Source organism: Alkalihalobacillus sp. R86527, from assembly GCF_042466185.1.
Lineage (GTDB): Bacteria > Bacillota > Bacilli > Bacillales > Guptibacillaceae > Guptibacillus.
Genome location: NZ_JAXHBW010000001.1, coordinates 3188383 through 3203199, shown reverse-complemented (window position 1 = coordinate 3203199; position 14817 = coordinate 3188383). Strand labels below are relative to the sequence as shown.

14 protein-coding genes are annotated in these 14817 nt (G+C 41.9%); 11 read left to right on the top strand and 3 right to left on the bottom strand.

Features of this window, described 5'->3' with window-relative positions; all coding sequences use genetic code 11:
• Nucleotides 1–426 carry a DUF1801 domain-containing protein gene (locus tag SJY16_RS16740; protein WP_377890950.1) on the top strand — a complete coding sequence of 142 codons (426 nt, stop codon included), beginning with the start codon at nt 1–3 and terminating at the stop codon, nt 424–426.
• Between the two features lie 103 nt (nt 427–529).
• Here the strand turns inward: SJY16_RS16740 and SJY16_RS16735 are convergent, their stop codons facing one another.
• The gene (locus tag SJY16_RS16735; RefSeq protein WP_377890948.1) at nt 530–1564 is read right to left on the bottom strand and encodes a phosphatidylglycerol lysyltransferase domain-containing protein; all 1035 of its coding nucleotides are present in this window, start codon (nt 1562–1564) and stop codon (nt 530–532) included.
• Nucleotides 1565–1731: 167 nt separating this feature from the next.
• Nucleotides 1732–2454 (bottom strand): 3-ketoacyl-ACP reductase, encoded by a 723-nt coding sequence (locus SJY16_RS16730; RefSeq protein ID WP_377890947.1) that lies wholly within the window; start codon nt 2452–2454, stop codon nt 1732–1734.
• A gap of 195 nt (nt 2455–2649) precedes the next feature.
• On the opposite strand from SJY16_RS16730, the gene SJY16_RS16725 reads away from it, so the two are divergent.
• The 7 genes from SJY16_RS16725 to SJY16_RS16695 all read left to right on the top strand — a co-directional run bounded on the left by SJY16_RS16725 (nt 2650) and on the right by SJY16_RS16695 (nt 9205).
• Nucleotides 2650–4074, top strand: a complete 1425-nt coding sequence (locus tag SJY16_RS16725; RefSeq protein ID WP_377890945.1) for an aldehyde dehydrogenase family protein — start codon at nt 2650–2652, stop codon at nt 4072–4074.
• Between the two features lie 260 nt (nt 4075–4334).
• Nucleotides 4335–5288 carry a heme-dependent oxidative N-demethylase family protein gene (locus SJY16_RS16720; RefSeq protein WP_377890943.1) on the top strand — a complete coding sequence of 318 codons (954 nt, stop codon included), beginning with the start codon at nt 4335–4337 and terminating at the stop codon, nt 5286–5288.
• The gene (locus SJY16_RS16715; RefSeq protein WP_377890941.1) at nt 5285–5737 is read left to right on the top strand and encodes a hypothetical protein; all 453 of its coding nucleotides are present in this window, start codon (nt 5285–5287) and stop codon (nt 5735–5737) included. Before SJY16_RS16720 ends, SJY16_RS16715 begins: the two co-directional genes overlap by 4 nt.
• Complete coding sequence (locus SJY16_RS16710) at nt 5730–6671, top strand: PDR/VanB family oxidoreductase (RefSeq protein ID WP_377890939.1); 942 nt, start codon at nt 5730–5732, stop codon at nt 6669–6671. The genes SJY16_RS16715 and SJY16_RS16710 overlap by 8 nt, the downstream gene beginning before the upstream one ends.
• A 129-nt stretch (nt 6672–6800) precedes the next feature.
• A complete protein-coding gene (locus tag SJY16_RS16705; RefSeq protein WP_377890937.1) occupies nt 6801–7388 on the top strand; it encodes a TetR/AcrR family transcriptional regulator in 588 nt (195 codons plus the stop codon).
• Between the two features lie 14 nt (nt 7389–7402).
• Nucleotides 7403–8686 carry an MDR family MFS transporter gene (locus SJY16_RS16700; protein ID WP_377890935.1) on the top strand — a complete coding sequence of 428 codons (1284 nt, stop codon included), beginning with the start codon at nt 7403–7405 and terminating at the stop codon, nt 8684–8686.
• Between the two features lie 78 nt (nt 8687–8764).
• Nucleotides 8765–9205, top strand: coding sequence for an NUDIX hydrolase (locus SJY16_RS16695; protein ID WP_377890933.1), 441 nt, complete (start codon nt 8765–8767; stop codon nt 9203–9205).
• Nucleotides 9206–9439: 234 nt separating this feature from the next.
• Here the strand turns inward: SJY16_RS16695 and SJY16_RS16690 are convergent, their stop codons facing one another.
• Nucleotides 9440–9976 (bottom strand): ArsR family transcriptional regulator, encoded by a 537-nt coding sequence (locus tag SJY16_RS16690; RefSeq protein WP_377890931.1) that lies wholly within the window; start codon nt 9974–9976, stop codon nt 9440–9442.
• 187 nt (nt 9977–10163) lie between these two features.
• Between SJY16_RS16690 and SJY16_RS16685 the strand changes: the two genes are divergently transcribed.
• From SJY16_RS16685 to hutU, 3 genes are all read left to right on the top strand, one after another.
• The gene (locus tag SJY16_RS16685; RefSeq protein WP_377890929.1) at nt 10164–11405 is read left to right on the top strand and encodes an MFS transporter; all 1242 of its coding nucleotides are present in this window, start codon (nt 10164–10166) and stop codon (nt 11403–11405) included.
• A gap of 84 nt (nt 11406–11489) precedes the next feature.
• Nucleotides 11490–12935 carry a helix-turn-helix domain-containing protein gene (locus tag SJY16_RS16680; protein ID WP_377890927.1) on the top strand — a complete coding sequence of 482 codons (1446 nt, stop codon included), beginning with the start codon at nt 11490–11492 and terminating at the stop codon, nt 12933–12935.
• A 201-nt stretch (nt 12936–13136) separates the two neighbouring features.
• Nucleotides 13137–14804: a urocanate hydratase gene (gene hutU, locus SJY16_RS16675; RefSeq protein ID WP_377890925.1), complete on the top strand. Its 1668-nt coding sequence runs from the start codon at nt 13137–13139 to the stop codon at nt 14802–14804.
• Nucleotides 14805–14817: the final 13 nt, after the last annotated feature.

The following is a 14817-nucleotide window of genomic DNA, read 5'->3' as shown; positions in this document are numbered from 1 at the left end:
GTGGGTTACGAGCTCAAAACAACAGAGAATGATAAAAGTGTCATCGAATTTATCGAAAATGTTGAGAGCAAGAAGAAGCGTGAAGATGCCTATCGACTGCTGGATATTTTTGCTGAAGCAACGGGTTATGATGCAAAGATGTGGGGAGAGAGCATCATTGGATTTGGCTCCTATCATTATAAATACAAAACGGGTCATGAAGGAGACATGATGCTTGTTGGCTTCTCTCCACGAAAAGCAAAGATCAGTCTTTATTTTGCAACAGGCGAACCAAAAAGAGTTGAACTTCTTGAGCGACTTGGGAAGCATACCTCTGGGAAATCTTGTGTTTACATCAACAAAGTGGACGACATCGATAGCGAAGTATTAAAAGAACTCATCCACGAATCGATTCATTTCTTACGTGAAACGTACCCTGAACACTAACTAAAAAAAGTAGTAAGGACAAACGATTGATCGAAGCGATAAAAGTGTAAAAGAAAAGGAGACAGGGAATCCCGTCTCCTTAACTTATTTCAGTATGATTCTATTAGCCTGTATTTTGAAGTAGATCTTTAATACGGGCAAAGGCTCTTGTTCTTTTAACGGGTGGGCTATTTATAAGAGTGATAAGTTGCACTAGTAATAGCGGGACAAACGACTTTTTGTGACCAATGTATTTGGGTTCCCATGAATCTGTGAATTTGCCTTTAAATTCCCTGAGTCCTTTGAAGTTATAGAGATTGTTTCCATGATGGTAAGCCTGGTGCATGAGGCGTTCACACATCGGCGAATCTTTATGGCTTCCAACGTTTGAGAGTGGTGCCATGCCGAGGCTACACTTCTCATACTGCTGTTCTTGTAGCCACTTGAAGATGTGGATAAACAATACATCCATCGTTCCATGTGGACTAGTTGCACACTTTCTCATCAAATCGATGCAGGTGCTTTTGGTACTGGAAGTGGCGATGGTGGCAAAAGCGATAATTCGACCTTCAGGATCCTTCAATAAAGCGATGGGGAAGGATGAAACATAGTCTTCGCTGAACGAAACGACAGAAAAGCCTTTTTCCTTTTGAGAACCAAGCCATGACTGTGAGACCTTTGCTACCTCTTGAAGAAGCATAGTCGAATAAGGAGGCTGCATCACGGTAAATGTAAATTCGTTTCGATTAAATTTATTGCATCTCGTACGAAGTTTCGCCCACTGCTTACCAGCAAACGTGAGGTCCTGCAAGTTCACGATCGCTTCTTCACCGATCTTTGTAAATCGGTATCCATGCTCAAGGTAATGTTGCATGTATCGTGGCGACATCTGGTAAAAGATCGGCGTCAATCCGAGTTCACCGCCGTATTCACAAAATTCATCGATTGCATCCTTTAGCCTTGTTTCCTCACCAATTGGATCCCCTAACACGATCAATTTGCTTCCTGTTCGTCTATAAGCGATTAGGACTTTGTTTTCCTGAGCCCAGAAAATCTGCTTATCCTGTAATAAAATCAGGTGTGATAAGTGATGGCCGCCATATTTTTTTAGAAATGTGACAACCTGATCCATATCAACATCGAGTTCATTATCAAACATGTACGCTCTTCCTCCTGCGTGTTTTGCATCTATATAAAGATAACATATGTTGCTATTAAGCGTTGCAGTTATTTTTTGAACGGTTGGGGAACATTTTGTTCGTTTGAGGGCTGACGAAAGGTCAAATGAAAGAGGAACCTCCTTGTATAAGAAGGTTCCTAATCGTTTTAAAATGGATTTGTAGCCCATTGGAGAGATTGTTTAATAAAGATACGAGGGTGCAGTTTCAGTTGGCTGACCATGTACTCAGCAAGGTCTTCTGGCTGCATGTACTTTTCTTTGTCTTGTTCTTCGAGGTCGTCACCAAACACTAGCTCAGTTGCTACTAGACTTGGGTTTAATGTATTTACTCGAATGTTGTTTCGTCTGACTTCCTGCATGAGTGCTTCTGTCATTCCTTGAATTGCAAACTTCGATGCACTATAAGCAGTAGATCCAGCTGTTCCTTTCAACCCGCTACTTGAAGAGATGTTGATGATATCTCCTGAATCTTTTTCAATCATCTGTGGTAAAACGGCGCGGGTGACGTGATACGTTCCGTATAGATTCACTTCGATCGTGCGCTTCCATTCCTCTGGATCAAGTTCTAAGAATGAACCGTAGACTCCGATACCAGCGTTATTGATCAAGATATCCGTAAAGCCAAGTTCGTCATGCAACTTTTTGACCGCATACTCTACTTCTTCAGCATTTGAAATATCTGCTGGCGCAATGACAGCCTTAACCCCGTATTCTGCAGCTTCACTCGCTACTTTCTCGAGCTTGCTTTCTGTTCGAGCGATCAACCCAACATTAACGCCTTCTTTAGCAAGTTGAAGAGCAGTTGCGCGCCCGATGCCGCTACCGGCACCTGTGATGATTGCTGTTTTTCCTTCGATCGTTTGTCCCATTGCACACCATCCTCTCAAAGTTTTCCTATTCATCATTGTAAAGTTAGGCAAGGAGAGAAGCAAAGAAAAGAGCTCCAGAACATCAGTATGTTTTAAAGTTGATTAGAACGGTAACAGTCATGATGTACTCGAAAAACAAATAAATGGAAAATGACCGATTATCAAATCTGATTAACAAAAGGAGTTTTTTTCATTATGCGTAACCAATTAAAACATTACATTAACGGAGAATGGGTTGAATCAACTGGTTCAGAAACACATGAGGTGATTAACCCTGCAACAGAAGAAGTTATCGGGAAAATTAGTTTAGGAACAAAGGAAGACTTAGATAAAGCAGTAGCTGCTGCACGTGCAGCATTTCCTTCTTTCTCACAAACAAGTAGAGAAGAACGAATCGAAATGCTTGAGAAGATTGCAGAGGAATATGCGAATCGCAAAGATGAAATTATCGATGTGATCACGGAGGAACTCGGCTCCCCGCGTAAGATTTCAGAAAACGTTCACTATAATATGGGCTACAACCACTTTTCTGAAGCAGCGAAAGTTCTAAAAGACTTTTCCTTTAGAGAAGACCGTGGCGATCATACCGTTCTGAAAGAATCGGTAGGTGTTAGTGGGCTGATCACACCATGGAACTTCCCGACGAACCAAACATCTACGAAAATAGCAAGTGCGTTCGCTGCAGGAAGCCCAGTGATCTTAAAGCCTGCTGAAATTACGCCATTTGCAGCAATTATACTAACTGAAATCTTTGATAAGGTTGGTGTTCCAAAAGGCGCATTTAACCTAGTTAACGGTGATGGTGAAACGATTGGTAATGGTATCAGTTCTCACCCGGATATTGACTTTGTTTCCTTCACTGGTTCTGCAGCAGTCGGAGAGAAAGTAATGAAGAATGCTTCAGAAACGATTAAGAATGTTGCACTTGAGCTTGGTGGTAAATCGCCACTTATCGTGCTTGACGATGCGGACGTTAAGAAGGCAGCGAAAATCGCAGTTAGTCACATCGCAACGAATACCGGACAGGTTTGCTCCGCAGCAACAAGAATTCTTGTCCCATCTTCCATGAAGGAAACGTTTGAAAAAGAAGTGATTAACGCGTTGCCGAAGTTCCCTGTAGGTGATCCTCAAGGAGAGAACTACATCGGACCACTCGTATCAAATAAGCAATGGGATACAGTACAATCGTACATTCAAAAAGGAATTGACGAAGGTGCAAACTTGATTGCTGGTGGTACTGGTAAGCCAGAAGGTCTCGACAAAGGATTCTATGCGAAACCAACTGTCTTTACGGATGTGAAGAATGATATGGTGATCGCTCAGGAAGAAATCTTCGGTCCAGTGATGTCGATCATCACGTATGAAACGCTTGATGAAGCGATTGAAATCGCAAACGAAACGGTCTATGGCCTAGCTGGCTATGTCGTTGGTGAAGATAAAGAAACGCTAAGAAAAGTTGCGTCTAGTATTCGTGCCGGACGTATTACTGTGAATAAAGCAGGACTAGATCCTTCTGCGCCATTCGGAGGTTATAAACAATCCGGTATCGGCAGAGAGTGGGGAGACTATGGTATTGAGGAATACCTAGAGAAGAAAGCGATTCTAGGATTCCCTGCGTAAGTTCATCTAGTGAATGAAAGGTCAGCTACTTCTAGTAGCTGATCTTTTTTTATGGAGGGAGAGTGCGTATTAGGGGTGATATCAGCGCTATTTTTGGTTTATCGGCGGAAACTACGATTTATCAGCGCTATTTTGATTATATCAGCGAAAACGGTACTTTTATCAGCGAACACCAAAAAGAAGGTTGATTGATTTCAAAAGGAATACACGCCAGTGATATGGAAGAGTATGACTAACATCATTTATGGTAGGTGGTTTTCATGAGCAAGCGTTCAAAAGAATTCCCATTTCCTTTTAGGAATGACAGCTATGCTTATTCTAATCATTCTGCACGACTAGATCCCCCAAGAACAGTTACTGTTTCGAGTCGTTACACAGAAGAGGTAACATTAAAAAGAAAATTGCTACAGAACAATCATGACCGTTGTTATCGGTCGTTGCCTCTTTCTCTTGAAGCGCAATGGGAAGTTCTCATGCGTGTCTTTAAAGAGCTATCAACATACGAACCAAAGCATTTCACTCTTGAACAGCGAGGGAATGCGTATGAATTTACGAACCATTTGCTTCGGGAAGTTGAAGTATTCTCCTATAGAGATTCATCTTCAATTGAATTAGAGCCTCTCGATTTAGTAGGGCGACATGTTCAGGAAGATCTGATTATCATGGGCGATCGCCATGATGGACTATTCTTAGAAGCTGGACAGCTCTGTTTTCCTTCAAACTGGTCGTTAACGTTCGTGCTCGGAATGGAATTTAAAGCGATTCACACACCAGTACCAGGGATTACGGATAGTGGCTTTATTGAAAAGGTAGAAAGGTTCATTAGAAAGATTCGGCCCCATTCATCATGGGAGAGAAAGAACTGGTCAATCACGATCTCCGACAAATTGGATACTCCCCTTGAGACGTATTCGGAGTGGGGCAAGCTTCGTTATGCAGTGACGGAAGAGAATGTAGGAGAATTGGTGAATGTGCGTGTGGAAATCCAGCGATTATACCGATTACCTCAAACAAACGATATTCTGTTTTCTATTCATACGCACCTTTTACCAGTGGAAGAATTAGTGAAAGATGAGAGTTGGTTTAAGACTTTTTATACGAATATCAAGACGCTCGCTGATGAAATAGCGGAATATAAAGGAATTTACCTTTATAAAGATCAACTTCTTCACTATCTTGAAAAGGAATCTAGTAAGAGAAAGGTCCAGCTATGAAGAGATACGTCTTAATCATTGTTGAACGAGCCTATACTGAGCTGGCTGAAGAAAAGCTTTACGAGTTACGTAGAGAAGGCGCGCTTTGTGAGTTAAAGGTAATCGAACGTAAGGATGGAGAAGCGAGAATCGATGACGCGATAACGCATCGTCCATTAGGTAGTGAATTGCTGATTTACGGCGCTGTGGACTGGTCGTTGATGGTAGAACGAAAAGCAATTTCGGAAGGTTTTTCACGAGAACTTATACACATGTGTACAAGTTTAGTAGAAAATTGTAGCGTCTTCTGTTCACAGTGCCATGCAATTAATGGAGTGCTTGAAGAAAGGTTTGTCTGTGAAAACTGCTGTCAAAAGCTAGAGGTTTCGGATCATTATTCAGCCTATCATCGCGCTTATTTAGCGTATCCAATTTTCACAATTGAAAAGGGTGAAGAAAGAGATGACTGATCGCTATCGACTAACGATAACCCATATCGAACAAGTGACTGCTGATAGTAAGAAGTTCACGCTGACTTCTCTGAATGGCAATCTCCCTCCATTCGGAGCTGGAGCTCATCTCACGCTTCATTTACCGATGGGAGACAGGCAATATTCACTTATTACGAACCCATTAGACCTTGGTAGAGAATATACCATCGCTGTTAAAAATCTAAAGAACCACCATGGCGGCTCAACCTATTTGCATGGGCTTCAAATTGGGGATGCCGTTGTGGCTTCTGGTCCTGATAACTATTTTCCGATTCGGTTAGAGGCGCAGCACCATGTTTTCTTTGCTGGAGGTATCGGTATTACACCGTTTTTGTCGATGATGTCTTATTTATCCACATTGGGAAAAACGTTTGAGCTTCACTATGCAGCGTCAAACGTGGAAACCTGTCCGTTTTATGAGGAAGTTATGAATAAGTACTCAGATATAACGACTTTTTACTTTGAGTCTCGTAACGAGAAGAGGAGGAAGCTAAAAGATGCGTTACGGAATAGGACCGTTGGTACACATGTGTATATGTGTGGTCCCCAACCGTTTATGGAGATGTTAGTAGATACAACGAAGGAGCTTCATTATCCACACCGTGTGGTACATGAAGAGCGGTTTAGACCTGCAGGTAAGATTGAAGATCCTAAGCCTTTTCGTGTGATGGTTAATGGGAGCGATCAATTCATTGTAAAAGAAAATGAAAGCTTATTACAGAGGCTACGAAACGAAGGTTATTCTATTTCTTATGCCTGCAGAATGGGGATATGTGGATCATGCGAAGTTACTCTTTGTGAAGGTGAGGTTCTTCACAGCGATTCATTTTTAACGAAAGAAGAGAAGAAAAGTAAGATGCTTTCGTGTGTATCTAGGGGGCTGGGTAACATCGAGATTAGTGTAGATGAATAGAACCGTAAATAAAAAAGTAAAATCAATCCATGTAAATTGTTTACATTATGAAGAAGCTTCGCTATAATAATGATTGATTAATCAATCAATTAAAAGTGGCAGAGAAATTTAAGTGTTGAGGGGGATTTTATGGCTTTACCAAAATCGGAAGAGAAGCGAGCACGAATTCTTGAAGCAGCGATTCAAATGTTTTCTCAGAACGGTTATTCGAAGGCAACGATCAAAGATATTGCGAAAGAAGCAGGGGTTAGCTTTGGAACGGTTTTTACATATTTCGAAAACAAAGATGAACTGTTTAAAGCTGCGGTGATTGAGCCTTTAGAAGGGGTTAAACGAGTGATGTTGGTATCACCAGAGCCGACAGAAGAACCGGTGGCACAACTAAAAGAGCTTATCTCCACTCATTTTCGATTCTTTGCTCAGCAGGCGACCTATTCGCGAATGATTCAGTACGTAATCGGACAGCCAGATCGCTTTCATGATCTGTTCCTCGAACTAGATCAGTTTTCGTTGGAGCTAAGAGACGCGTTACGACCTCTTATTGTGAAAGGTCAAGAAATGGGGCAACTCATTGAATTGAACCCAGATGATGTTGCGGATACGTATCTTGCATTTATTAACGGGGTTCGCTTAACACGAATCGATAGTTATGAAGAGAGAAGTCGTTGGGATATGTATATCCAACATGCGCTATTGCTCTTTGGTCCAAAACAGTGAGGAGGTGAAGAGGCTTGGCGTTTAAAGAGCTTCATTACAATATTAAAATTCGAATCGTCACCCAGTTTTTTACGACGTTTGCTACGATGATGGTCATGCCGTTTTTGACAGTCTACTTTGCACAGAAAGTAGGTCAGACCGTTACAGGATTTATGCTCGTTAGCCTTGTCTTCATCGGCGTAGCGGGTGGAATGATCGGGGGTTTTTTCTCCGATCGTATCGGAAGAAAACAATTGATGGTCGGCTCTGAACTTGGTACGGGCATTGCGTTTTTCATTATTGCGTTCTTAAATTCTCCGTGGCTAGACGCACCTTATCTCACGTATGCTGTGTTCATTTTCTCAATGTTTTTCGGAGGTGTGCTCGGGCCGGTTTCACAAGCGATGGTACTCGATGTTACAAATTCAGAAAACCGCCGGTATGTATTTACACTCCTTTATTGGATCGGAAATATGTCTTCAGGTATCGCAGGTATTATCGGTGCGATCTTCTTCTACGAATACTTGTTTCAGCTATTCCTTGTGATTGCGATCGTTTCATTCCTCTCAGCCGTAATCACACAACTCTTCATCACAGAATCCTACATCATCAACACACCTAAATCAGACACAACTAACAAAGAAAAAGATTCGATTTGGAAAAGCTATAAAGTCGTTTTTCGTGATCGTGTTTTCATGATGTTTCTATTCGCTGGCATTCTCGTTCTTTCGCTAGAAGAACAGCTTACAAATTTCTTGGCGATTCATTTTGCTGAAGAAATAACCTCTCAGTCTCTTATTTCCTTCAGGGAGTGGGACATCGATGTCGATGGCGTACTCATGTTAGGGATATTACGCTCTGAGAATACTTTCTTAGTGGTATTCGCAGCTGGTTTGATCACATGGCTCGTGAAGCGGTGGAGCAACAAAGCGGTGCTCTTTGTCGGGCTCTCGCTCTATACAGCCGGATATGCACTCTTTACGATGTTTCAACTTCCGTGGGTGTTGATTGCAGTCATGGTGATCGTCACAATTGGAGAGCTCATGTACATCCCAGTTCGACAGGCGATGCTAGGGGACTTAGCACCAGACCACGCGAGAAGCTCTTATCTTGCTATTCATCAGATGGTGTTCTACATCGCGATGCTGGTCGCTGCGGTCGATATTATTATCGGTGGGTTTGTGCCAGCTTGGATGATGGGCGTCAAATACTGTCTTTTTGGTGGTGTTGGGTTACTGCTGTTTCTTAAGGTAGATAAGAGGATTCAGGAGAAGAAAGAATCGATGAAGGTAGAAGATGAGCGCCGAGTGAGTGGGTGAATGTAGTAGTTTGATATTATTGATAGGAAATGATTGTGAAAAAGAGAATGCTAATTTTATAGCAGAAAGGAGCAGGCTATGTCTAACTTTTTTATCGTGAACGTTGAAGCAGCCATCTATCATGAAGGCAACTATCTTATTATTAGAAGAAGTGAAAAAGAAGAACATGCTGGAGGATTATACTCCTTAGTCGGCGGTAAGGTTGATTTCGATGACAGCTCGCTAAGTGTGTTGGAGGAGAATATCAAAAGAGAAGTTTCAGAGGAAATCGGAATCGATCTTAATGGTGAACTAAAGTATGTTCATAGTACAACGTTTAGCGTAGAGGATGTTCAAGTGCTCGATCTTGTGTTTCTAAGCACGAATTTTGCTGGAAGACCGTACATAAAAAGCGAGGATGAAATAGCAGAGATTAAGTGGATGAGCTTTGAGGAGATTCAAGAATCTACTGAAATCCCACCTTGGACGAAGAAAAGTATTGAAATGACGGAGAAGTTGCTAGAGAAAACATGGAATTGAATTGAAAAAGGTGCTGTCCTACCTGGGCAGCACCTTTTGTATTAACGATTTAGGTGGATATCAGCGGAATTCCTCCGGATATCGGCGAAAAATATAACTATATCAGCGATTTTTCGTTTTTATCGGCGAAAATGAAATTATATCAGCGAAAACCGTGATATATCGGCGAAACCCAAAGTTAGCAACTGCTAATTAGATAAAGAAGCCCTCATACAGCACTTCGGAATAACCACTTCATTCTTCCTTCTCAGTATTATAAGAAAGAAGACTAAAGTTATATCGTTTCGCATGTGGGGAGGCGCTCTGACGTTTTTTAATCAGTTCAATGATCTCTTGATTTAGTTCATTCCACTCCTCAAGAGTCAAGGAAGCAGTCACTTCTCGAAACGTCGCGCTCGAATGATCGAGAGAAGGATCAGCTTCTAGATCTTCGCGTAATACTTCAATTCCTCGTTGAATGGAATTCATCACTTGCGTGAGCAGGAACTCTTTGTTTTCTCTTGCGAAGGTTCCTTCCATGCTCATGTTTTCTTGAGAAAGGTGTTTGGACGAATAATACTTTTCGATTAAGTTTCCAATCTTCTCTTCACGTTCTACTTTTAACAAGTCTAATTTCACTAATTTCTGTATTGGATAATAGAGTCGAGATGGTTTTTCGTTTATTTCGGCAGCCATTTCTTTCACGGTTTTGGACTTGTTCTCAACGCTTTTGATCATGCTATTCAGCTTTGGATCGAAGAGAGCTTTTGCTACTTCTATACTATTGACCATGTTGATCACCTCTATCAGTATTCTACCAAAAAAATCTTTTTCGATCAAAAAAATTTTAACGGTGTGAACACTTGATATACCACCGTTTATCTTCTTAACGTCATTTTCTTGGTCTTTACAAGAAAATCCATTTATTGTTTAATTATTTCTAACGTTAAAATTATTTTTAATGGAAGGGATTGTTCATATGATCGGTTTATTGAAAAACCCCGCGTACTTGAAACTGTGGGTAGCACAAGTGGTCTCAGAACTTGGAGACGGCATTACACATATCGTCGTTATTTTCCTCGTTTCACAGCTTTCTGACAACGCGCTTGTTTTCAGCTTTGTGCTGATGGCGAGGTACATACCAAGTTTGTTATTTGGCGTTTTTGTAGGTCCGATCATTGATAATTATGCTAGAAAAAACATTATGGTCATCGCTGATCTTTATCGGCTCATCATTTTACTCCTCATGATTCCTGCGCATGATTCTTTGATAGGGCTGTTGATGTTGATTTTTCTACAAGGTATCGGAACCGTATTCTTTGAGCCAGCAAAAACTGCGACGATTCCGCAGCTTATCGAGAAGGAAAACATTCCTCAAGCTGTTGGGTTATCACAGTCCACTTTTATGACTATGCAGATCATCGCTCCGTCAATCGGTGGTGCGTTCCTTTTGTTGAACCACATCTCGTTAATTTTTGTTCTTGATGCCTCTACTTTTCTTATTTCAGCTTTGCTCATCGGGATGATTGGTATAAAACGAGAAAAGCGAGAGAGAGAGGCATCGGATAAAAGATACATCGATTCATTAAAAGAAGGTGTGTCTGAGATGAAGAACAATGGATTTTTGAAAGGATTTACTTGGTTGTTAGTCGTATCGGCCTTTGTCATGAGTGTTGTCGGTGCCAATATCTATCACATTATCTTGAATGTGTTTGAAATAAAGGAGCTCCATTTTGGACTATTAGAATCCACGGAAGGTGTGTGTGGTGTACTAGGCGCGTTGCTCATTCCATTCATCATGAAACGAGTGAAATCTAACCGTCTTATTTTAGTTGCGATTGGATTTTCTGGATTGATTTGTATCGCAATTTTGCCTGTTAACTTGTTGTACGATGCTTTTTCATTTACCCCTATCTATGTCTGGATGAGTCTAGTAGGACTATCGAATCCGTTTATCAATGTCCCTTTGAATAGCTTGTACATGCAATCTGTTTCGGAAACAATTCTTGGAAGAGTAGCCGGTATTATCAGTGCGATTCTGCACGCTAGTTTTCTAGGAGGCTTGCTTATTGGAGGCTGGATCGGCACGTTAGTTGGCGGAATTCCTACAGTCGTCATTGCAGGTTTCTTGCTCATTGTGGTAAGTGTCGTATTTCCATTCACAAAGCATTATAAAGGGTTAGAGGTTACTGATAACAAAGAAGAACGTGCTAGTGCATAAATACATCTTCTACATTATGAAAGCGGTTTATAGTAAAATATGGAGAGAATAAGTGCCGAACGGAGGTGAAGGGGTCTGTACAAAGTGTTGATTGTCGATCGTGATAAACAGGAGCTTGCTGGTTTAGAGTGGTTGATCTCCAAATATTCATTTCCCATTTTAAGTGTTGGGCTTGCAGATCAACTATCAGAAATGTTTGGAATCCTCGAGAATGAGTTACCAGATTTGCTCTGTCTTGAACTAGATATAATCCCTGATGAAAAATGGCCAATGGTGAAAAAGTTCATCGATCGGTATGTGGGGGAAGTGATTGCTGTTACGGCTGAACCGACGTTTGAAAAGGCGACGCAGGCGATCGAGGTTGGTGCGGTCGATCTTTGGGTAAAGCCGTTGTCCCCTTCTAGAGTGAAAAATTCGCTTCAGCTATCGTTCAGAAAGCTATCATACAAAGGGAGAAGTGGTACTGACGAGGAATCCAAACACTCGGTATGGTATGAATCACTTTTTATTGATGAGCACATTTCCTATCATTATCCTGTCTATTTACTCAAAACGGAGGCGAGCGGCGACTTGAGTGAGTTGCGTACGTTCATCGAGCAGTTTGATTTTTATCATAAGCCTCTTGTTTTCTCTACAAGTGATCGGATCGCTCTTATCTTCGAGGAACAAATGCCTGATCCGACCGCACAGGCACAGCGTTTTCTAGAGGAATGGGAACGAGCGACGGGGAAGCCGGTTGTCATTGCTGTCGATAGCGGGAAAGGAGAAGAGTCCTTACACGGCATGTACAAAAAGCTAAGGAAAGTGATGGAGACAACTTTCTTCACCGGATATCAACAAGTGCTAAAGTCAGAAGCTTACAGCGAATGGCGAGATATGGATCCTTTTCTAACGTTGACGGAGCAGCGTGATTGGGTGTACATGCTAGATGAAGGTCGCTCGAACGATATCAAAACATGGTTGTACGAACAGTTTTATACTATCGAACCTCCATATCCAGATCCTGGCTTACTACGAACGAGGTTAACGAGTATTCTGGCGCAAGTGCGTCGATTCATGATAAGAAAGGGTATTACAGATTATGAAGAAAAGTATAAGAGGATTTTCGATGCGATTCTTTACAGTCCGGTTCTTTATCGGATCGTTCAAGATTTCGTCCTCTTTATAAATGATCTTCTGCACGCGATTCGTGCAGCGAAACACGGTGCGAAAGGGAACGTTGTTGAAGAAGCGATCGCTTATATTGAAGAGCATTACCATGATTCAAAGCTCTCATTGAAGGAGGTCGCCTCGCATGTTAGTCGCAATTCATCTTATTTGAGCCACACGTTATCAACGAAGTATGGTCAGTCGTTTCGTGAGGTTGTGAATTCGGTTCGCATCCAAAAGGCGAAGGAGATGCTGACAGGAACAAAGGAAACGATTCAATCCATTGCATATGCCACTGGATTTACAAATCCGAATTACTTTAGTCGGGTTTTTAAAGAAGGATCAGGCGAAACGCCTGGTGAATATCGGAAGCTACATTAAGGGTGCGTTCTATGGCGTAGCCTTTTTTGTATGCGAATATAATTATATAAACTAAAATAAATGCTATAAAAAGAAAGCGTTTTATATAAATAGCCTATCAGTATCTGAAATAAGTCCTTTTTTTCGAAAGTGAGTTATCTGTTTTCTGAACTTTTTGAATGATAGCATAAATGTATCAAAGAGCTTAGGGGAGTGGACACGATGTCAGATACAAAAACAAATAAGGTAGAGCAATATAGGGGATCGACGTTAAATACAAAGGGTTGGATTCAGGAAGCGGCTCTAAGAATGTTGAATAATAACTTACATCCAGATGTAGCGGAGAATCCTGATGAGCTTGTTGTATATGGTGGAATCGGGAAGGCTGCTCGTAATTGGGAGTGTTATGAAGCGATCGTTGATTCATTGAAGAAGCTTGAAGAAGATGAAACGCTTTTGATTCAGTCCGGAAAGCCTGTCGCGGTATTCAAGTCTCATAAGGATGCGCCAAAAGTGCTGATTGCAAACTCAAACCTTGTTCCAGCATGGGCAAATTGGGAGCATTTTCAGGAGCTTGATCGAAAGGGTCTCATGATGTATGGACAGATGACAGCTGGTAGCTGGATTTATATTGGAAGCCAGGGAATTGTCCAGGGGACGTATGAAACGTTTGGCGAGCTTGGAAAGCAGCACTTTAACGGTAGTTTATCAGGAACGATCACCTTAACAGCTGGACTGGGTGGTATGGGCGGTGCTCAGCCATTAGCAGTAACGTTGAACGGCGGGGTTTGTATCGCGATCGAGGTCGATCAACATCGTATTCAACGTAGACTTGATACAAACTATCTCGACACATCGACTGAAAGTCTTGAAGAAGCGATCAAGCTTGCAGAGGAAGCAAAAGGTAAAGGTGAAGCGCTCTCGATCGGATTGCTAGGAAACGCAGCAGAACTTTTACCTGAGATGCTTGATAAAGGATTTACTCCCGATGTGCTCACAGATCAGACGTCAGCTCACGATCCTTTGAATGGCTATGTTCCGGTAGGGATGAGTCTGAATGAAGCAAATGACCTTCGGAAGAGTAATGCTGAGAACTATACTGCACTTTCTAAGAAAAGCATTGCGACACACGTTCAGGCAATGCTCGATATGCAGAAGAAAGGTGCGGTGACGTTTGATTACGGAAATAATATTCGCCAGGTAGCGAAAGATGAAGGAATTGAAAATGCTTTTGATTTTCCTGGATTCGTACCAGCTTATATTCGACCACAATTTTGTGAAGGAAAAGGACCTTTCCGCTGGGTAGCTCTTTCAGGAGATCCAGAAGATATTTACAAAACCGATGAAGTAATTCTAAAAGAATTCAGTGACAATGAGCACCTTTGTAACTGGATTAAGATGGCGCGTAAGAAAATCAGCTTTCAGGGACTTCCTTCCCGGATTTGTTGGCTTGGTTATGGAGAACGAGCTCGTTTTGGGAAGATTATCAACGACATGGTAGCGAGCGGCGAGTTAAGTGCACCAATCGTCATCGGTCGTGACCACCTAGATTCTGGATCAGTGGCGTCACCGAACAGAGAAACAGAATCGATGAAAGACGGCAGTGACGCTGTTGCGGACTGGCCGATCCTGAATGCGATGATCAACAGTGTTGGCGGAGCAAGCTGGGTTAGTGTTCACCATGGTGGTGGTGTAGGAATGGGCTATTCCCTGCATGCTGGAATGGTTATCGTAGCAGATGGAACGAAAGATGCAGAAGCGCGTCTTGAGCGTGTACTAACATCAGATCCAGGTATGGGTGTTGCTCGTCACGTGGATGCAGGCTATGAACTAGCTGAAAAGACAGCCGCAGAAAAAAATATCAACATTCCAATGATGAAAAAGCAGTAGGAGGTAGAGGCGT